This window comes from Thiobacter subterraneus (genome assembly GCF_055379455.1).
This window is the reverse complement of the sequence record NZ_AP042402.1, coordinates 1,824,685-1,843,767: the sequence shown is the minus strand read 5'-3', so window position 1 is coordinate 1,843,767 and position 19,083 is coordinate 1,824,685. Positions and strand designations below refer to the sequence as shown.

Sequence of the window (19,083 nt, the reverse complement as noted above, 5' to 3'; positions counted from 1 at the left end):
TTGCCGGGGCGCGGGGAAAACGCCGGACGGTTTGGTGCCGCGATTGCCCGGGGTGTCTGCCGGGCTGTCCCCCAGGATATCCATGGCGCCATGGGGGTCACGCGCGTGGGCCGCTGCCGCCGGGGGCGACCGGGCCTGAACCACGGGCTGGGCCGGTCCCGGAATGTCCGGTTCGATGCCTGTGCCTGGAAATCAGATGACAGACGACCGCAAAAATCCCACTGCCCAGCGGGGCGCTGCCAAGACCGCGCGCATTCCGGTGAAGATCGTGCCGGAACCGGTGGCCAGGAAACCGGCCTGGATCCGCGCCAAGTCACCCAACAGTCCCCGGTTCTTCGAGATCAAGGAGATCCTGCGCAGCCAGGGGCTGCACACGGTGTGCGAGGAAGCCTCCTGTCCCAACATCGGCGAGTGCTTTTCCCATGGCACGGCCACTTTCATGATTCTGGGTGACGTGTGCACGCGCCGCTGCCCCTTCTGTGACGTGGCCCACGGCAAACCCCGGCCGCCCGACCCGGAGGAACCGGCGCACCTGGCCGAGACCATCGCTGCCCTGCGCCTGCGCTACGTGGTGATCACCAGCGTGGACCGGGACGATCTGCGCGATGGCGGGGCGCAGCATTTCGTGGACTGCATCCGGGCGGTGCGCGAAACCTCCCCCGCTACCCGGATCGAAATCCTGGTGCCCGATTTCCGCGGCCGGCTGGAGCTGGCCCTGGACATCCTTTCCGGTGCGCCGCCGGACGTGCTGAACCACAACCTGGAAACCGTGCCCCGCCTGTACAAGGCCGCGCGTCCGGGCGCGGATTACGCCCATTCACTGCACCTGCTCCAGGCGTTCAAGGCACGCCATCCCAGGGTTCCCACCAAGTCCGGGCTGATGGTGGGCCTGGGCGAGACGGACGAGGAGATCCTCGAGGTCATGCGCGACCTGCGCGCCCACGAGGTGGACATGCTCACCCTCGGCCAGTATCTGCAGCCGTCCCGGCATCACCTGCCGGTGAAGCGCTTCGTCACACCGGAGCAGTTCCAGGCCTTCCAGCGGGCGGCACAGGCCATGGGCTTCGCCAACGCCGCCTGCGGCCCCATGGTGCGCAGCTCCTACCACGCAGACCTGCAGGCGGCGGGCATCGCCTGAGTCAGGTCCAGGGTGGAAAGTTGCCTTCGGCGGCAAGGGCATTGATCTGCCCTTCCAGGGCGGACAGAAACCCGCGCTTGTTGCCTTCCCAATAGAGCGGCGTGCCGACGAACACGTCGCAAAAGAAGGGCACGAGCAGTGCCTCCCCCTTGGGCAGCGATTTGCCCAGGCCGTGCAGAAATACCGGCACCACGGGCACCCCCTTGTGGCGCTTGGCCAGATGCGCCACGCCCGACTTGAATTCCGCCAATTGCTCCGGCTCGCCGCGGGAACCCTCCGGAAACAGGATCAGGATGTCGCCCTCGGCCAGGGCCGCGCTGGCCGGGGCGAGGGGATCCCGTTCCCCTGTGCCGTCCCGCGCAATCGGCACGATGCCGATGATGTTGAGGGAAAACCAGGCGATCAAACGGTTACGGAGAAAATAATCGGCGGCGGCCACCGGCCGCAGCCGGCGCAGGCGTGCCAGGGGAAACAGCGACATCAACACCAGGGTGTCGAGATGGCTGTTGTGGTTGGCGACGATGACCGCCGGTCCGTCCTGCGGCAGGCGTTCCCGGTGACGCACGTTGAGCCCGATGACGATCAGCACCAGGGGGCGCACCAGCAGGGCGAAAAACAGCAGTTGCAGGGCCCGCAGCCACATCAGTAGTGCAGGTAGTACACGTAGTGGAAGAACAGCGGCGCGGTATAGGTCAGGCTGTCGATACGATCCAGCACGCCGCCGTGGCCGGGAATCAGGCTGCCGCTGTCCTTCACCTTGATGTCACGCTTGAGGGCGGAAATGGTGACGTCACCGACGAAGCCGAACACACCGATGATCAGTCCGGCGCCGAGGGCCTCCGGGAGGCTCAGGGGGGTCAGCCACGGTGCGATCAGGACGGCCAGCAGCACGGTTGTGACGATGCCGCCCACCAGCCCCTCCCAGGTCTTGTTCGGACTGACCCTGGGAATCACCTTGTGCCTGCCGAACAGCTTGCCCCAGGTGTATTGCGCCACGTCGTTGAACTCGGTGAGGAACACCAGATACAGCAGCAGGCCGGCACCGCCGCCGGCCGGATTCCCCTTGGGGTCGAGCACCAGCAGATAGGCCAGGTGACTCAGACTGAACACGGTGGTCATCATGCCCCAATGCAGGGTCCCGGCTGCGCGCAGAAAGCCCTCGGTCTCACCGATGATGACCATGCGCAGCGGCAGCAGCAGAAACATGTACACCGGAATGAAAATAACGAACATGCCGTACCAGGCGATGGCCACCCAGTAGTAATGCACCGGAATGGCGAGATAGGCCCAGAACAGTACCCGCCGGTCGGCGCGTCGCGTCGGGATCAGGGAGAGATACTCCTTCAGCGCGAGAAAGCTGACGAAGGCCCAGAACACGACGGCCGCCATGGGGGACAGCAGCATGGCGCCGGTAAAGATGCCTATCATGACCCACCAGGAGCGCATGCGCAGCTTGAGTTCCTGGTAATCCCGGTCGCGGTGGGTGGCAACGAGCAGCGCCACGATGAGGGTGGCTACCACCAGGACCAGCAGAAGACCGGCCAGCCCCCACAGGACGTTGGACTGCAAATGGTCGGCCATCATCGGCTCTCCCTGAGGGCGGCGCGCGCCCGGTTGAGCGTGGTGAGAACCAGCAGCGCCAGCATCACGACCATGAGCCCATCGATCCATGGACCCGGTGGCACGCCCAGGCCCAGCGCCAGCGCCAGCGCACCGAACACGAAGGCGCGATCGCTTTTGCCCATGGGCCCGTCGTAGCGCCGGCTGGCACCGATCTGGACCGCCACCACGCCGGTCATTTCACTGATGGTCGCCAACAGCACCACGAGAACCACCAGGGTGGGAGAAAAACCCGGCAGCAGCGCGAAGGGCAGATACAACGCGGCATCCGAGAACACATCGCCCAGCTCGTTGAGGAGCGCGCCCAGCGCACTCTTCTGCCCATGCTCCCGCGCCAGCATGCCGTCTATGGCATTGAGCGCCATGCGCAGGATCAGGAACAGGGGCACCACCAGCAAAGGCCATGTTTCCCTGGGCCATCGCCACAGGCAGACGCCGACGGCGAAGGAGAGCAGCATGGCTGCGATCGTCACCTGATTGGCGGTGACCCCTGCGCGCGCCAGGGTACCCGTCAGCGGGCGCAACAGTTGCTGGAATGCGGGCTTGAGCTGGTAAATGCTGGGCATGCTTTTGGCCTGGTGGGGAAACCTCATGGGGAAAGCGCCGTCACCGCGAGGAGGCCCTGTAGCAGGGTCAGGCCGGCCTGCCAGCGCGCCAGGCGCAGGGCGCCGTGAAAGCGCAGCGTCAGGGGGCGCCCCGCCTTGCCGGACTCGAGCCATCCCAGTGCGCCCAGCGCGGCGTCCAGGGCCGAGAGATCCGGGCCGGTCTCCAGCATGCGGCGAAACAGGTGCTCGTCAATGGCGACGCGCACGGCAAATCCCAGCGCGCCCATGCCCAGCAGCAGGATCGCAGCGCGCTGCAGGACCGGCGTGGCACCCAGCCAGGGCGAGAGGGCGATGGCGGTGAACAGCAGGGATAACAGGGCAAGCAGGCGGCAGGCCCGCAGGGCCGCCACCACGATTTCCAGTGACCACCGGGTCCTCCTGTCAGCTTGTAGCATGGACCGCCTGCAGGGTGGAGAGGTGGGCTGGCGTCAGGACGACGGCCGGCCGTGCCCGGGCGACCAGGCGCACTGCCCGGGCCGGATCGTGGCCCCGCCGCGTCAGATAGGCGGCGACGGCCAGGGCGCTGCGGGAGTAGCCTAAGGCGCAGCAGACCAGCACCGGCCCCCGGGCGTGTGCCGTCTCGATGGCGTCCACCGCCTGCCGGAGTATCGCCTGGGGCGGGACCACCAGATCCAGCATGGGCAGCGAGACGACCGCCGTATGGCCCGAAGCCGGGGGGCGCAGGGGCAGTTCGGCGGTGAGATCGATCACCGTGGCCACTTTCTGCCAGACTGCGTCGCCCGAAGCGGGCAGCCGGCCGAGCCAGAGTCCCGGCACCACCTCGGCGAAGGGCGGGCCATGGCGTGTCCACCATCGGCTGTTGAGCCAGGCTCCCAGAACATAGGGCGCAAGCAGCCAGGCCGCTGCCGGCGAGAACCGGCCGTCCGGATTCTTCTGCAGACCTTCCGGACCCAGGGCGAGATAGGCCGCCGCGACCAGGAGCAGGGACACGGCCGGCCACCACAGCCACAGCCAGCCGCCGCCGAGGCCGCTGGCCACCAGCGCGCACAGGCCTGCCCCCAGCGCATAGCGCACCGCCAGCATGCGCCGGCGTGGGTCCGAAGTGATGTGCCCCTGGCTCAGGGGGCTCGCCCGATGTTCCGGCCATGCCCACACGCACAGCCAGCCAAGGAGCAGGCCGGTGGGCACGTCGAAAAAGTGGTGCTGATAGGTGGTGAGCACCGAGATGCCGATCAGGGTGAACCAGGCGTGCAACAGCCAGCGCCAGCGGCCGCGCAGGTGTTGGGCATAAAGCACCCACAGGATGACCAGCAGCGCGATGTGCAGCGACGGCGCCTGGTTGAAGGGCTTGTCGAAACCGGCCAGCAGGGTGAACAAGCTGCCGGTCCAGCCCGTGGTCGGAGGACGCTCGAAGCTGAAAGTGAGGGGAAACAGCAGAAAGCAGGTGACCGCAATCCCCTGCGCGGTGATCAGGCGCCGCACATGAACATTCAGTTGCGCCCGCGTGGCGCACAGAAACAGGGACACGCCATACAGCACATCGATGGACCAGTAAGGCAGGATGCTCCAGTCCCAGAACGGGATGTGTCGCTCCCAGTCGAACACGATGGACGGCACGCCGTCGCGCCGCGCCGCGAGGGTGTTGGCGGTGCCGTAGGTGAGAAAGAAGAACGGCGCGAGAAAAATCAGCCAGGCAAGGGCCGTTTTCCAGGGGCGCCCGGCAGGTTTCCCGTTCATCACATCCGCTGCGCCAGGGAGACCGTGAAAATCCCCCACTCGTCGATGCGCTGGGTGATCTTGCGGAAGCCCGCCGCGCGCACCAGTTGATCCATTTCCTCCTGGGTGCGGCGGCGCATGACCCAGGGCATGCCGTTGCGGTGACTGGTCAGGGCACGGGCGATGGATTCCAGTTGCGGATGCCAGGGCTGCCCGGTGTAGACCAGATAGCCGCCCTTGGGCAGGGCACGCGCGAGGCCGCTCAGGGAACGCTGGATCAGCGCATTGTCCGGAAACAGTTCATACAGGCCGGACACGACGCCTAGGGTGGGGCGTGGATCGGTGGCGGCAATGCTGTCCGGATCGAAGGCGTCGGCCCGGATGAAGCGCGCGAAATCCCCCATGTTCTTCTCGGCGATCAGGGCCGTGCCGGCTGCGACGTTGATCTCACTGTAGTCGCGCAGGGTCAGCGAGTCGGGCCGCTCAATGGCACCGCGCTCAAATGCTTCCAGCACGTAACGGCCATGGCCGGCGGCGATGTCCAGCACGTGCACCGGTTCTCCGGCTTCACGCAGGCGGGTCGCGGCGAGCTGTATCAGTTCCTCGAGGTGGACTTTGCGCTGACGAATCCCGCGCCAGCCAATGGCGTCCAGGTACCAGCGATCGATCATCCGCCCGAGGGGCGTCGTGCCCTGGGCCTGGTTGGCATACACGTAGTCCAGGGTCGAACCGGAATCGAAGCCGGTTTCATGGCCGAGCCGGATGCCCCGTGACAGACTGCCCGGGAATCTCAGCCACAGGCGGGTGAGCGTCCAGTACAGGCCGCGTGGCGAAAGCGCGGGCAAGGGGGTCGCGAGCCGCGCCGCTTCCTCGGCGGTGTAGCCGGTGACATGGGCCTGGGTCAGATCGGGACGCCGCCAGGGGGCCGCGAAGCGGGCAAGAATGAAGTTGCGCACCCTGTATAGGGCCAGGGCACGATCCCTCTCGCCCAGGGTGTCATGAAAAAAGCCGTCGAAGACGTGCTTCTCCTTGACGGGGGCCCCCAGCCGTTGGAAAAAGCGGTGCTGCGGCGCGTGATGCACCACCCGGTCGGCGCCCGAGATCAGGAGCTGGGTCGGAATGGTGATGGCGGCGGCATCCGCCACGACGCGCTCGGCAGTTTCATATAGCGCCAGAAGGATGTTGACGGAAATTGGGCGGGTGATCAGCGGGTCGCTGTTGTAGCTGGCGACGCGCGCGGGATCGTGGGACAGGAATTTCGCCTTGACGTAGCTGTTGACGAAAAAATTGCCGCGCAGCCGGTGCATCAGGCGCAGGGCGGGGCGCGCAAAGGGCACGTACAGCTTGACCTTGAAGGCCGGCGAGGCCAGCACCATGCACCGGATCCGGGGCGCGTAGTCGTGGGCCCAGGTGGCCACCAGGACCGCGCCCACGCTTTGCGCCACCACGGCCAGATCCTCCTCCGCCAGGCCATGCTCGGACTGGATGTGCTCGATGAAGGTCTGCACATCCCGGACCGAGGTGCCGAGGCTGGGACTGAAACCGCGGGCGCCGGGGGAGCGGCCGTGCCCCCTGGCATCCCAGGCGAAAAAGGCGAAGTCCGGCAGATCCAGTTCATCCACCAGGTGGGCCATGCGCCCGGAATGCTCATGGCCACGGTGGAACAGCACGACGGCGCCCCGCGGCCTGGGGCTGACGGCGGGCCAATGGCGGTAAAACAGTTGCACGCCGTCATGGGTCAGGAAGCTGCGTTCTTCCAGGGGACGCCGGGTCAGGGGCGGGTTTCCGGTCATGGGCGGGCCTATGCTGTTGGGATGCACCCAAGAATATCATTTGTCATATTCCCGCGGCAAGGGCCGTCTAGCGCAGCAGCCGCCGGCGTGTCAGTCCCAGGCCCAGCCAGAATCCCACGCTCCCATAAGCCAGCAGCACGCCCACGTGCAGCACCACGTCCGCCGGCACCCGGCCCAGCATGAGGGGCCGCACCAACTCGATGGCGTGAGTCAGTGGCAGAAAGGCGGACACCGCCTGGAGCAGGGCGGGCAGCTGGGAGACGGGATAGAACACCCCGCACAGCAGCACCATGGGGGTGATCACCAGCGTGAAGTAGTAGAGGAAGAAGTCGTAGTTGGGAGACACGGCGTTCATCACCAGCCCCATGCCGGCGAAGCACAGACCGGTAAGGACCACCACCGGCAGGATCCAGAGGGACATGGCGAAGGAATGCTCGAGTCCCAGCACCCAGACGATGGCCAGGATGGCGAAGCCCGACAGCAGGGCCTTGGAGGTGGCCCACAGCCATTCCCCCAGCAGCACGTCGTCCAGGGTCAGGGGCGTGTTGAGGATGGCGTCCCAGGTCTTCTGCACGTGCATGCGGGAGAAGCCTGAGTAGAGGGTTTCGAAGGTGGCGCTGTTCATGGTGGAGTAGGCCACGGTGCCGCCGGCAAGGAAGGTGAGGTAGGGCACGCCGCCCACGTCCGGCAGCAGGGCGCCCAGGCCGAAGCCCAGGCCCAGCATGTAGAGCATGGGGTCGGCCAGATTGCCCAGCATGGAGGGGATGGCGAGCTTGCGCCAGACCAGGAAATTGCGCCGCCACACGGGCACGAAGCGCAGGCTCAGGCGGGGCAGACGGAAATGGCGCATCAGTCGCGCAGCTCCCGGCCGGTGAGTTTGAGAAACACGTCCTCCAGGTTGGCGGGACGGTGGGTGACCTTGAGGGCGGGTTGGGCGCGCAGGTTTTCCATGAGCGCCGTGCCATCGTCCGTGTAGCAGAACACGCTCTCGCCGGCACGTTCCAGGCGGCGGCACAGCCGGCTGCCGAAGACATCGGCCCACGGCCCTGCCTGCTCGCCATAGATTTCCACGACGAAGGGCTCAATGTGGGTCGCGATGAGCTCGCGCGGGGTGCCCTGGGCGATGATGCGTCCCTGGTCCATGATGGCCAGCCGGTCGCACAGGCGTTCCGCCTCTTCCATGAAGTGGGTGGTGAGGATCAGGGTCTTGCCCTGGGCGGTGAGGCGGCGCAGGCCCTGCCAGAGCAGGTGGCGCGCCTGGGGGTCGAGTCCCGTGGTGGGCTCGTCCAGGAAGACCACGTCCGGGTCGTTGACCAGGGCGCGGGCCAGGGTCAGCCGGCGCTTCATGCCGCCGGAGAGGGTGGGGATGCGGGCCCGGGCACGGTGGGCCAGCCCGGCGAATTCCAGCAGCGCCGGGATGCGCGCGGCGATGGCCCGGTCGCCCAGCCCGAAATAGCGGCCATAGACCAGGAGGTTTTCCTCCACCGTGAAGTCCGGGTCCAGATTGTCCATCTGGGGCACCACCCCCACCCGCCGGCGCGCCTGGCGCGCCCGCCGGGGCACCGGTTCGCCCAGCAGTTCGATGGTGCCGGCGTCGGGCTCGATGAGTCCCAGCAGCAGACGCAGGGTGGTGGTCTTGCCGGCGCCATTGGGGCCGAGCAGGCCGAAGCACTCGCCCTTCTCCACCGCCAGGTCCACCCCGGCCACCACCTCCAGCCCGTCGTAGCGCTTGCGCAGGGCCTGTGCCTTCAGCACGGACATAGGGTCTCGATGTGCTCGCGCAGGGCCGCCAGTTTCCGGTGGAAGAAGTGGTCCGCCCCGCGCACCAGGGCGAAGGTGGCGCCATGGGCCTCAGCCCACCGGCGCGCTTCCTCCGCCGGCACCAGCTGGTCGTGCTCGCCGTGGATGACGATGGTGCCGGGTGGGGCGTCAGCCATGGTGAACAGGTTCACCGCGGGTGCCACCAGGAGCAGGTGGCGGGGAGCGAGGTGCCGGGCCGCCACGCTCTGCACATAGGCGCCGAAGGAAAAGCCCGCCAGCACCAGCGGCAGCTGCGGATAGCGGGGGCGCACGAAGTCGTGCACCGCCAGCATGTCCTCCACTTCGCCGCGGCCGCCGTCGTATTCTCCGCCGCTGCCACCCACCCCGCGGAAATTGGGGCGCACCCCCACGTAGCCCAAATCGTGCAGGGTGTCGCTGAGGGTCTTCACCACCTTGTTTTCCAGACTGCCGCCGTGCAGGGGATGGGGGTGGGCGATGAGGGCGAGCCCCCGGCGGGTCACGCCCGGATCGTCGATGACGGTCTCGATCTTGCCCGCCGGACCGTCGATGCGCAGCCTGAAACGGGGCACTAGCCGATTCTCAGCCGCTCCACCACGCGGCCCTTGACCAGGTGTTCCTCGATGATCTCGTCGATGTCCGCCTGATCCACGTAGGTGTACCAGACGCCCTCGGGATACACCACCAGCACCGGCCCTTCGCTGCAGCGGTCCATGCAGCCGGCGGTATTGATGCGGCACTTGCCCGGACCGTTGAGATCCAGCGCCTTGATGCGGCGCTTGGCGTAGTCGCGCATGGCCTGGGCGTCGTGATCGGCGCAGCAGGCGGCGCCATCCTCGCGCTGGTTGGTGCAGAAGAATACGTGGTAGCGGTAGTAGTTCGACATGACCGGCGGCAGGGCAAAGCAGCATTATCGCGGATTTCCCATGGGCCCGTCCCGGGCAGACTGCCCCCTTCGCAGGCAGCGTGCCCTCCGGCGTCCCGCTGGACAGCCCGGGATTATAACTGCCTGCTCATTCCAGCCGGTCATACTTGCGGCTGTGGCCGCGGGCCTTTTCCACCGGATACTTGCGCGCGTTGACCGCCAGCTTGGCGAAGGCGGCCTCCAGGGGATCGATGCCCAGCACATCCGCCAGACGCACCAGATAGATGAGCACGTCGCCGATTTCCTCGGCCACCGCCTGGCGCGTGTCGGCATCGAGGGCGCGGCTTTCGTCCTGGGTCAGCCACTGGAAGGGCTCCACCAGCTCGGCTGCCTCCACGATGAGGGCCATGGCCAGGTTCTTCGGACTGTGGAACTGCTCCCAGTCCCGCTCACGGGCGAACTCGCGCACGCGGGCGCGCAGGGTGGCCAAGTCTTGCTGCGGTGCGGTCTTATGGGTCATGTCAGGCTCCGGCTGTGGGCGTCAGTCTGGCAGAAACTCGTCGGGGGCGCCCGGGCAGGCTTGCCGCCGGCCCCCTTCCCGCGCATGATGGAGCAACATCCCGGTCATGCGGGCCCTATAACCTTTGGCAGATTGTATGGCCCGAATATTGCATGCTCTCATCGCCGCTTCCCCGCAAAAAGCCGGCGGGATTGCCCGGACGGGGCGAAACACCATGAAAAACGCATAGTTGTCTGCCATAATTCAAGTGCTTTATCAATAACACGTCTGCCGAGAATTCATCATCGGGACCTTCAGGAGGGGAAAAATGAACGGACTCATGACGCGCGTCTTCGCTCTTCTGTCCGCCGGCCTTGCGCTTTTGGCCGCGGGCTGTGCCAGCACCGGCGACTTCCCGCCCGCGCCGGCCAAGGCGGACATCAAGGGTGCCCCGGACTATCTCATCGGTCCGGGCGATTCCCTGAGCATCCAGGTGTGGCGCAACCCGGAAGTGTCCGCCACCGTGACCGTGCGGCCCGACGGCAAGATCAACACGCCCCTCGTGGATGACATGGTCGCCGCCAACAAGACGCCCACCCAGCTGGAACGGGATCTGGAGAAACACCTGGCCAAGTTCATCCAGGACCCCATCGTGACGGTGATGGTTACCGGCTTCAACGGCCCCTACAGCCAGCAGATCCGCGTGATCGGTCAGGCGGCCAAGCCCCAGGCCCTGCAGTACCGTGAGAAGATGAGCCTGATGGACGTGATGATCGCGGTGGGCGGCATCACCGATTTCGCCGCCGGCAACAAGGCCACCATCGTGCGCACCTATGGCGGCAAGCAGCAGCAGTTCTCCGTGCGCCTGGAAGATCTCATCCGCGGTGGCGACATTTCCGCCAATGTGGAGATGATGCCGGGCGACGTGCTCATCATTCCCGAAAGCTTCTTCTGACCAGCGGCGGCCGGGCCCTGGTCCGGCCGCGAGGGGTGCGCCATGCATGAAGTCCTCGCCAAACTGATGTCCTACCTGCGTGCCATGTGGCTGCGCCGCTGGTATGCGGTGGGGGTCGCCTGGGTGATCGCTCTGGCCGGCTGGACCTGGGTGTATCTCACACCCAACCGTTACGAAGCCACGGCGCGGGTGTACATCGATACCCAGTCCATCCTCAAGCCCCTCATGTCCGGACTCACCGTGGCGCCCAACATGGACCAGATCGTGACCATGATGACGCGCACCCTCATTTCCCGTCCCAACATGGAAAAGGTGGCGCGCATGACCGACCTGGACGTCACCGCCAAGACGCCCAAGGAGATGGAGGCCCTGCTCGACGGCCTGGCCAGCGACATCAAGCTGGAGGCGGCGCGCGGCGACAACCTTTACGTCATCCGCTATCAGCACCGGGATCCGGAGACGGCCAAGCGGGTGGTGCAGTCCCTCCTCACCATCCTGGTGGAAAGCAGCCTGGGCACCAAACGCAAGGACACGGACACCGCCAAGCGCTTCATTCAGGACCAGCTCAAGAGCTACGAGGAAAAACTCATCGCCTCGGAGAATGCCCTCAAGGAATTCAAGCAGAAACACGTGGGGCTGATGCCCGGCGAAGGCGGCGACTACTTCGCCAAGCTGGCCGCCGCCCAGCAGGCCCTGTCGGAAGCCCAGCTCGCCCTGCGCGAGGCGGAGTCGCGGCGCGACCAGCTGAAGCGCCAGCTCGCCGACGAACGTCCCGAGATCGAAAAGGAAGCCCAGCCTTTGGCGGCGGCCAATCCCGAACTCGATGCCCGCATCCAGGAGCAGCAGCGGCGGCTGGACCAGCTGCGGCTGGTCTATACCGACCGCCATCCCGACGTGGTGGCCACCCGGCGCCTGATCGAACAGCTGGAGAACCAGAAGCGGGAGGAGGCCAAACACATCAAGCCCACCGCGGCTTCCGCCGGCAGCTCGCCCAATCCCTACTACCAGCAGCTGGGCATCGCCCTGGCCGAGGCCGAGGCCAATGTCGCCTCCCTCCGGGCGCGCGTGAACGAACTGGCCGCCCGCCACGCCCAGCTCAAGCAGGCGGTCAACATGGTGCCCCAGGTGGAGGCCGAGCTCACCCAGCTCACCCGTGACTACGAGGTGCAGAAGGCCAATTACGAACAGCTGCTCAAGCGGCTGGAGTCGGCGGAGATCTCGGAACAAATGGAATCCAAGACCGAGGTCATCGATTTCCGCGTGGTGGATCCTCCGCGCGTGCCGTCCAAGCCCGCCTTCCCCAACCGGCCCCTGCTCCTGTCCCTGGTGCTGCTGGTGGCCCTGGGCGCGGGGATCGCGGTGGCCTTCCTGGTCAGCCAGATCATTCCCGTCATCCCGGATCGCACCGCGTTGCGCGCGGTGGCCGACTATCCCATCCTGGGTTCGGTTTCGAAGGTATGGAGCCCCGCCCAGAAACGGCAACGCCGGCGCGGGCTCATCGCCTTCGCCGCTTCTGTGGCCAGCCTGATCGGTGCCTGGGGCGTGCTCGTCTCGGCCCTGGCGCTGCTGGGCCGGGCCGCCTGACCCCAGCGGGGAGGAAACCATGAGCCTGATCGAAAAAGCCGTCGACAAACTTGGCATCGGGACCGCCCCGGCGGCTTCCCCGGCCGATTCCAAAGAACCGCGAACCGACGAGGCCGGGGCAGCCACGGCCAAACCGGACGTCATTGCCCAGGCGATGGAAAAGCAGGCGGCCCCCGCTGCCCCTGCCCGGGAACCCGCCCGCAGTGCCGCGCCGGCCACCACCCAGAGCGTCACCATCAACCTGGCCCGTCTCAAGAGTGCCGGCTTCGTCACGCCGGATGCGGAGCGCACCGAGATCGCTGAGGAGTTCCGTCTGATCAAGCGGCCCCTGCTCGTCAACGCCACGGGTCAGGGCGGGGAGGCGGTGCCCCGCGGCAACATGATCCTAGTGACGAGTTCTCTGCCGGGCGAGGGCAAGACCTTCTGTGCCATCAATCTCGCCATCTCCATCGCCATGGAGCTGGACCGCACGGTGCTTTTGGTGGACGCCGACGTGGCCAAGCCCAAGCTGCTCCACTATCTGGGTGTGCAGGGCGAAAAGGAGGGCCTGCTCGACGTGCTGCGCAACGACAGGGTCTCGCTCGCGGACGTGCTGCTCAAGACGAACATCGAAAAACTCACCCTGCTGCCGGCGGGCAAACCCTACAAGCACGCCACCGAGCTGCTGGCCAGCGAGGCCATGAACCGGCTGGTGGACGACATGGCCAACCGTTACTCGGACCGCATCGTGATCTTCGATTCGCCGCCGCTTCTCGCCACCTCGGAAGCCAGTGTGCTGGCGTCCCACATGGGCCAGATCGTGATGGTGGTGGAGGCCGACCGCACGCCTCAGAGCGCCCTGCGCGAGGCGCTGGAGCTGATCGGGGATTCCGGTGCCGCCATCAGCCTCCTGCTCAACAAGACCACTGGTCCCCAGAGCGCCGGCGGCTATTACGGCTACGGCTATGGCTACGGGAAGTACGGAACCTGAGCGGTGAGACCACACACGGGGAGGATCACAACCGAGATGGGGCGCATCCACTACCTGGGCGCGGCGGCGCTGGCTGCCGCGCTGGCGGCGGCCCTGCCCACGGCCCGTGCCGCCGACTGGAAACTCGGCGCGGGCATCAGCGCCAGGGAGACCTACACCGACAACGTGGGCCTGTCGGCCAGCAATCGCAACGCCGACTTCATCACCGAACTCACACCCTACGTCACCGCCTCGAAGAAAGGCGCGCGGCTGGAGGCGGACTTCTCCTACCGCATGCAGAACCTGTTCTATGCCGACCAGAGCAGCCGCAGCCGCACCTATCACCAGCTTGCCGCACGGGGCAAGGCCGAGCTCTACGAAAACGAGCTGTTCCTGGATGCCACGGCGGCGATCAGCCAGCAGATCACTTCCCTGCTGGGCCCGGTCGGCACCGACACGGCCACCAGCGCCGGCAACCTGACCAATGTCAGCCAGATCACCCTGAGTCCCTACTGGCGGCACCGGTTCGGCGCCACCGCCAATGGCCTGTTGCGCTACACCCACAGCGAGGTGCGTTCCGGCAGCGGCGTGTCGGACTCCACCGTGGATGGCGTGCAGGCGGCACTGGAGAGCGGCAGCGCCTTCCGGGATTTCTCCTGGGGGCTGCACCACAGCAGCCAGAGCATCGACTACAAGAGCCGCCCCGACGTGCGCTTGTCCAGCACTTACGGCACCCTGGGCTACCGCCTTCTGCCCCGCCTGCGCCTGAATGCCACGTTGGGCTACGACGACAACAACTACGTGCCCCTGGGCGGGCAGAAAGCGGCCGGCAGTTTCTGGCAGGTGGGGGCCACCTGGAACCCCACGGTGCGCAGCGAGGTGTCGGCCTTCACCGGCGAGCGCTATTTCGGCAAGACCTATGGCCTCAAGCTGGACCACCGCATGCGCCGCACCATTTGGCATGTGGCTTACAGCCGCGACGTGACCACCTTCACCAGCCAGTTCACGGTGCCCGCCACACTGTCCACGGCAGCCTTCCTGGACGCCCTCTATCAGGACAGCATTCCGGACGCCACCGCCCGCGCCCAGTTCGTGCAGACCCTGATCACCCTGCTCAATCTGCCGGCCACGCTGACCGATCCCCTCAACATCCTGTCCCAGCTGGTTTACCTGCAGAAGCGCTTCGACGCCTCGGTGGCCTTCTCCACCGCGAAGACCACCACGGTGCTGTCCTACTACGATCTTTCCCGGGAGGCCCTGGAGTCGGGCACCACCGCGGGCACCCTGGTCGCCGGCGGTCCCTTCGCCAGCACCAACACCCTCAAGCAACGGGGGCTGAATTTCGGCATTTCCTGGCGCCTGTCGCCGCGTCTCACCGCCACCGGCTCGGCCAGCTTCACGCGCAACCGCTTCACCGCGCTGGACCGCACCGACAACCTGAAGGTGTTCAACCTGGGCCTCACGCGCAACTTCAACCCCCAGCTCACCGGCAGCCTGAACCTGCGCCACCAGCAGCGGGACAGCGACGTCTCCGGTGCGGGCTACCGGGAAAACGCCGTGATCGGCACCGTCAACTACCAGTTCTGAGCAGGACCGCCGCCGTGTACGAAGCGTTCTATCACCTGCGTGCCAAGCCCTTCTCGCTCAATCCGGACCCGCGCTTCTTCTTCGCCAGCAAGGGTCACAAGCGGGCGATGGCCTACCTGGAATACGGGCTCAGCCTGAAGGAAGGCTTCATCGTCATCACCGGTGAGATCGGCGCCGGCAAGACCATGCTGGTGCGCAACCTGTTCCGGAAACTGGAGCACGAGGACGTGGTGGCGGCGCAGATCGTCTCCACCCAGCTCGACGCCGACGACATGCTGCGCGCCGTGGCGGCGGCCTTCGGGCTGGAGCAGGAGGGGCTCAGCAAGGCCACCCTGCTCAAGAAGCTGGAAAGCTACCTGCTGTCGGTGCACCGCCAGGGCAAGCGGGCGCTGCTGGTGGTGGACGAAGCACAGAACCTCTCGCCCCGGGCGGTGGAGGAGCTGCGCATGCTGTCCAATTTCCAGCATGGCAACGAACCCCTGCTGCAGAGCTTTCTGCTTGGCCAGCCCGAGTTCCGCGCCACCCTGCAAAGCGAGGAGCTGCAGCAACTCAAGCAGCGGGTGATCGCGTCCTATCACCTGTCGGCCATGGATGCGGCGGAAACGCGCGCCTACATCCAGCACCGGCTCGATCTGGTGGGCTGGCAGGGCGATCCTTCCATCAGCGATGCGGCCTACCAGCTGATCCACGAATTCACGGGCGGGATTCCGCGCCGCATCAATACCCTGTGCGACCGGCTGATGCTTTTGGGTTTCCTTGCCGAAAAGCATCACTTCGACCGGGCCGAAGTGCAGGAAGTGATCGACGACCTGGCCCAGGAGGTGGCCTACAGCACCGCGCCGGTGAAATCCAGGCCGGGGCTGGCGGCCGTGCCCGCAGCGGAGGCGGCCCCGGGGCTGGAGGAGCGCATCGAGGGCATCGAGCGTTCCCTGAACCGGCTGCTCGCCATGATGCGCAAGCTGCTGCATGCCCTCGGCGAGGACAGGACCGGGGAGCGCATCTCCCATGGCTGAGGTACACGCTTCCCTCGCCGGCGGTGTGCTGTGCGTGGTGGGCGCACGCCCCAATTTCATGAAGATCGCGCCCATCATGGCGGCCTTCGCCGAGGCCGGCATTCCCGCGCGCCTGCTGCACACCGGCCAGCATTACGACGAGGCGATGAACCACCGCTTCTTCAGCGACCTGGGCATCCCGCAGCCGGACATCAACCTGGAAGTGGGCTCCGGCAGCCATGCCCAGCAGACGGCGGAGATCATGCGCCGCTTCGAGCCGGTGCTGGATGCGCTGCGGCCGCGCGCGGTGCTGGTGGTGGGCGACGTCAATTCCACCATCGCCTGCGCCCTGGTGGCGGCCAAGAAGGGCGTGGCGGTGATCCACGTGGAGGCCGGGTTGCGCAGCTTCGACCGCACCATGCCGGAGGAGATCAACCGGGTGCTCACCGACCAGATCTCCGATCTGCTCTACACCACGGAGCGGGCCGCCGCGGCGAACCTGGTGCGGGAAGGCATCGATCCCGCGCGCATCCATTTCGTGGGCAACGTGATGATCGACACCCTGCGCCACAATCTGGCGCGGGCGGTCCCCGTCGCGGTCACGCTGGCCGCCGCCGGCGTGAGCGGTTCGGTTTCCCCGGGCGGCTACGCCGTGCTCACCCTGCACCGCCCCTCCAACGTGGACGAGGCCTCCACGCTGGGCCGGCTGCTGGCCACCGTGAAGGAGATCGCAGCGCAACTGCCGGTGGTGTTTCCCCTGCACCCGCGCACCCGGGCCCGCATCGGGGAATTCGGTCTGGAGGCGCTGATCGCCGATGCCCGCATTCATCTTTTGCCGCCCCAGGGCTATCTGGAGATGCTGGGGCTGATGCGCGATGCCCGCCTGGTGCTCACCGATTCGGGCGGCATCCAGGAAGAAACCACTGCCCTGGGCGTGCCCTGCCTCACCCTGCGCGAGAACACCGAGCGGCCCATCACCGTGGAGGAAGGCACCAATACCCTGGTGGGCCGCTCCCGTGAGGCCATCCTGGGGGCGGTGGCGGACATTCTGGCCACCGGCGGCAAGGCCGGGCGCGTGCCGGAATACTGGGACGGCCAGGCGGCGCGGCGCATCGCCGCCCACTTGGCCGGCTGGCTGGGACTGTCTTCGGCGAGGACCGCGGCGGCATGAAGAATGCGATGACCATCGACGTGGAAGACTACTTCCAGGTCTCCGCCTTCGCCCCCCACATTCCCCGCGAGCACTGGGACCGTCTGCCCTGCCGCGTGGAGCGCAACGTGGAGCGCATCCTGGCGTTGCTCGCCGAACACGACACGCGCGCCACCTTCTTCACTCTCGGCTGGGTGGCGGAGCGCCACCCGGGGCTCGTGCGCCGCATCGTCGAGGCCGGGCACGAGCTGGCCAGCCACGGCTATGCCCACCAGCGCGCCAGCGAGCAGAGCCGCGCCGAGTTCCGCGCCGACATCGACCGGGCCAAGAAACTCCTGGAAGACACGGCGGGCGTTGCGGTCCTGGGCTACCGGGCGCCCAGCTTCTCCATCAACCAGCACAACCTGTGGGCCCTGGACGAACTGGCCGCGGCGGGCTACCGCTACAGCTCCAGCATCTATCCGGTGCGCCACGACCATTACGGCATGCCGGATGCGCCGCGTTTCGCCCACCATCCCCGGGGTCACGACGGCGTGATGGAACTGCCGGCCACCACGGTGCAACTGTTCGGGCGCAACCTGCCCGCCGCGGGGGGTGGCTGGTTCCGCCTGCTGCCCTATCCCGTTTCGCGCTGGATGTTGCGCCAGGTGAACCGGCGCGACGGCCAGCCCGGCATCTTTTACTTCCATCCGTGGGAGATCGACCCGGACCAGCCGCGCCAGCGCGGCGTGGGTCTCAAGACCCGCTTCCGGCACTACGTCAATCTGTCGCGCATGGAAGGCCGTTTGAGCCGCCTCCTCAGGGATTTCCAATGGGACCGGATGGACCGCATCTTCTTGCAAAAGACGCAGTGAATCCCACCGGGGTCCGGAGGCTGGCCGCCGCCGACGAGGCCCGCTGGGATGCCTTCGTGGCGGCGTGCCCGGAGGCCACCTTCTTCCACCGTGCCGGCTGGAAGACCGTGATCGAGCGCGCCTTCGGCCACCGCACCCATTACCTGTTCGCCGAGCGCGCGGGCGTCATCGTGGGGGTGCTGCCCCTCACCGAAATCAAAAGCCGCCTGTTCGGCCATGCCCTGATCTCCAACGCTTTCTGCGTCTATGGCGGCATCGCCGCCGCGGACGAGGCCGCGCGCCGGGCACTGGACGAACACGCCCGGGCCCTGGCGCGGGAACTGGGTGTGGGCCATCTGGAATACCGTAACCTGCGGCCCTTCCACAGCGACTGGCCGACCCAGGATCTCTACTGCACCTTCCGCCGGGAAATCGCCCCGGACGTGGAAGCCAACCTGAAGGCCATTCCGCGCAAGCAGCGCGCCATGGTGCGCAAGGGCATGAAGAACGGCCTCAAGGCCGAATTCGATGCCGACGTGGAGCGCTTCTATGCCCTGTTCGCGGACAACGTCCACCGTCACGGCACCCCCGCCCTGCCGCGCCGCTATTTCGCCCTGCTGCGCGAGGTGTTCGGCGCCGACTGCGACGTGCTCACCGTCACCCACCAGGGCCGCCCGGTGTCCAGCGTGCTCACCTTCTGGTTCCGCGACGAGGTGCTGCCCTATTACGCGGGGGACGTGCCGGCCGCGCGGGAACTGGCGGCCAACGATTTCAAGTACTGGGAACTGATGCGCCATGCCTGCGAGCGCGGCTGCCGGGTGTTCGACTACGGGCGCAGCAAGCGCGGCACCGGGCAGTTCGATTTCAAGAAGAACTGGGGGTTCGAACCCCAGCCCCTCTATTACGAATACGATCTCGTGCGCCGGTCCGGAATTCCCCAGCACAACCCCGCCAATCCCAAATACCGGCTGTTCATCGAGTTGTGGAAGCGCCTGCCCCTGCCCCTGGCCAATGCCCTGGGCCCTGCCATCGTGAAGAACCTGGGATGAGGGGCCGC

At 66.8% G+C, this 19,083-nt stretch carries 20 protein-coding genes; 9 read left to right on the top strand and 11 right to left on the bottom strand.

The window, feature by feature from the left end; translation table 11 throughout:
* Positions 1-196: 196 nt before the first annotated feature.
* Positions 197-1,138, top strand: coding sequence for a lipoyl synthase (lipA, locus tag ACZ42P_RS09215; protein ID WP_464897263.1), 942 nt, complete (start codon positions 197-199; stop codon positions 1,136-1,138).
* A gap of 1 nt (position 1,139) precedes the next feature.
* Here the strand turns inward: lipA and ACZ42P_RS09210 are convergent, their stop codons facing one another.
* The 11 genes from ACZ42P_RS09210 to ACZ42P_RS09160 form a co-directional block, all read right to left on the bottom strand.
* Positions 1,140-1,781 (bottom strand): lysophospholipid acyltransferase family protein, encoded by a 642-nt coding sequence (locus ACZ42P_RS09210; protein WP_464897262.1) that lies wholly within the window; start codon positions 1,779-1,781, stop codon positions 1,140-1,142.
* Positions 1,781-2,722, bottom strand: coding sequence for a phosphatidate cytidylyltransferase (locus ACZ42P_RS09205; RefSeq protein WP_464897261.1), 942 nt, complete (start codon positions 2,720-2,722; stop codon positions 1,781-1,783). Before ACZ42P_RS09205 ends, ACZ42P_RS09210 begins: the two co-directional genes overlap by 1 nt.
* Positions 2,719-3,324: a CDP-alcohol phosphatidyltransferase family protein gene (locus tag ACZ42P_RS09200; RefSeq protein ID WP_464897260.1), complete on the bottom strand. Its 606-nt coding sequence runs from the start codon at positions 3,322-3,324 to the stop codon at positions 2,719-2,721. The genes ACZ42P_RS09205 and ACZ42P_RS09200 overlap by 4 nt, the downstream gene beginning before the upstream one ends.
* Positions 3,325-3,347: 23 nt before the next feature.
* Positions 3,348-3,758: a hypothetical protein gene (locus ACZ42P_RS09195; RefSeq protein ID WP_464897259.1), complete on the bottom strand. Its 411-nt coding sequence runs from the start codon at positions 3,756-3,758 to the stop codon at positions 3,348-3,350.
* Entirely contained in the window at positions 3,745-5,061 is a 1,317-nt protein-coding gene (locus tag ACZ42P_RS09190) for a phosphatase PAP2/dual specificity phosphatase family protein (protein WP_464897258.1), read from the bottom strand. The genes ACZ42P_RS09195 and ACZ42P_RS09190 overlap by 14 nt, the downstream gene beginning before the upstream one ends.
* Positions 5,061-6,833: a bifunctional alpha/beta hydrolase/class I SAM-dependent methyltransferase gene (locus tag ACZ42P_RS09185; RefSeq protein WP_464897257.1), complete on the bottom strand. Its 1,773-nt coding sequence runs from the start codon at positions 6,831-6,833 to the stop codon at positions 5,061-5,063. Before ACZ42P_RS09185 ends, ACZ42P_RS09190 begins: the two co-directional genes overlap by 1 nt.
* Before the next feature lie 67 nt (positions 6,834-6,900).
* Positions 6,901-7,683 carry an ABC transporter permease gene (locus ACZ42P_RS09180; protein ID WP_464897256.1) on the bottom strand — a complete coding sequence of 261 codons (783 nt, stop codon included), beginning with the start codon at positions 7,681-7,683 and terminating at the stop codon, positions 6,901-6,903.
* A complete protein-coding gene (locus ACZ42P_RS09175; protein ID WP_464897255.1) occupies positions 7,683-8,594 on the bottom strand; it encodes an ATP-binding cassette domain-containing protein in 912 nt (303 codons plus the stop codon). Before ACZ42P_RS09175 ends, ACZ42P_RS09180 begins: the two co-directional genes overlap by 1 nt.
* Entirely contained in the window at positions 8,582-9,184 is a 603-nt protein-coding gene (locus ACZ42P_RS09170; protein WP_464897254.1) for an alpha/beta hydrolase, read from the bottom strand. Before ACZ42P_RS09170 ends, ACZ42P_RS09175 begins: the two co-directional genes overlap by 13 nt.
* Positions 9,184-9,498: a (2Fe-2S) ferredoxin domain-containing protein gene (locus ACZ42P_RS09165; RefSeq protein ID WP_464897253.1), complete on the bottom strand. Its 315-nt coding sequence runs from the start codon at positions 9,496-9,498 to the stop codon at positions 9,184-9,186. The genes ACZ42P_RS09170 and ACZ42P_RS09165 overlap by 1 nt, the downstream gene beginning before the upstream one ends.
* A gap of 127 nt (positions 9,499-9,625) precedes the next feature.
* The gene (locus ACZ42P_RS09160) at positions 9,626-9,997 is read right to left on the bottom strand and encodes a nucleotide pyrophosphohydrolase (protein ID WP_464897252.1); all 372 of its coding nucleotides are present in this window, start codon (positions 9,995-9,997) and stop codon (positions 9,626-9,628) included.
* A gap of 307 nt (positions 9,998-10,304) precedes the next feature.
* Between ACZ42P_RS09160 and ACZ42P_RS09155 the strand changes: the two genes are divergently transcribed.
* Genes ACZ42P_RS09155 through ACZ42P_RS09120 form a run of 8 tightly spaced genes read left to right on the top strand, consistent with a single transcriptional unit; the run spans position 10,305 to position 19,075 of the window.
* Positions 10,305-10,931, top strand: a complete 627-nt coding sequence (locus ACZ42P_RS09155; RefSeq protein WP_464897251.1) for an XrtA/PEP-CTERM system exopolysaccharide export protein — start codon at positions 10,305-10,307, stop codon at positions 10,929-10,931.
* A gap of 42 nt (positions 10,932-10,973) precedes the next feature.
* Entirely contained in the window at positions 10,974-12,515 is a 1,542-nt protein-coding gene (locus ACZ42P_RS09150; RefSeq protein ID WP_464897250.1) for an XrtA system polysaccharide chain length determinant, read from the top strand.
* Positions 12,516-12,534: 19 nt separating this feature from the next.
* Positions 12,535-13,485, top strand: a complete 951-nt coding sequence (locus ACZ42P_RS09145) for an XrtA-associated tyrosine autokinase (protein ID WP_464897249.1) — start codon at positions 12,535-12,537, stop codon at positions 13,483-13,485.
* A 36-nt stretch (positions 13,486-13,521) separates the two neighbouring features.
* A complete protein-coding gene (locus ACZ42P_RS09140) occupies positions 13,522-15,051 on the top strand; it encodes a TIGR03016 family PEP-CTERM system-associated outer membrane protein (RefSeq protein WP_464897248.1) in 1,530 nt (509 codons plus the stop codon).
* Positions 15,052-15,065: 14 nt separating this feature from the next.
* A complete protein-coding gene (locus ACZ42P_RS09135) occupies positions 15,066-16,064 on the top strand; it encodes an XrtA/PEP-CTERM system-associated ATPase (RefSeq protein ID WP_464897247.1) in 999 nt (332 codons plus the stop codon).
* Complete coding sequence (wecB, locus tag ACZ42P_RS09130) at positions 16,057-17,214, top strand: non-hydrolyzing UDP-N-acetylglucosamine 2-epimerase (protein ID WP_464897246.1); 1,158 nt, start codon at positions 16,057-16,059, stop codon at positions 17,212-17,214. Before ACZ42P_RS09135 ends, wecB begins: the two co-directional genes overlap by 8 nt.
* Positions 17,211-18,047, top strand: coding sequence for an XrtA system polysaccharide deacetylase (locus ACZ42P_RS09125; RefSeq protein WP_464897245.1), 837 nt, complete (start codon positions 17,211-17,213; stop codon positions 18,045-18,047). The genes wecB and ACZ42P_RS09125 overlap by 4 nt, the downstream gene beginning before the upstream one ends.
* The gene (locus ACZ42P_RS09120) at positions 18,005-19,075 is read left to right on the top strand and encodes a FemAB family XrtA/PEP-CTERM system-associated protein (protein ID WP_464897244.1); all 1,071 of its coding nucleotides are present in this window, start codon (positions 18,005-18,007) and stop codon (positions 19,073-19,075) included. The genes ACZ42P_RS09125 and ACZ42P_RS09120 overlap by 43 nt, the downstream gene beginning before the upstream one ends.
* The last annotated feature ends 8 nt before the right edge of the window (positions 19,076-19,083 follow it).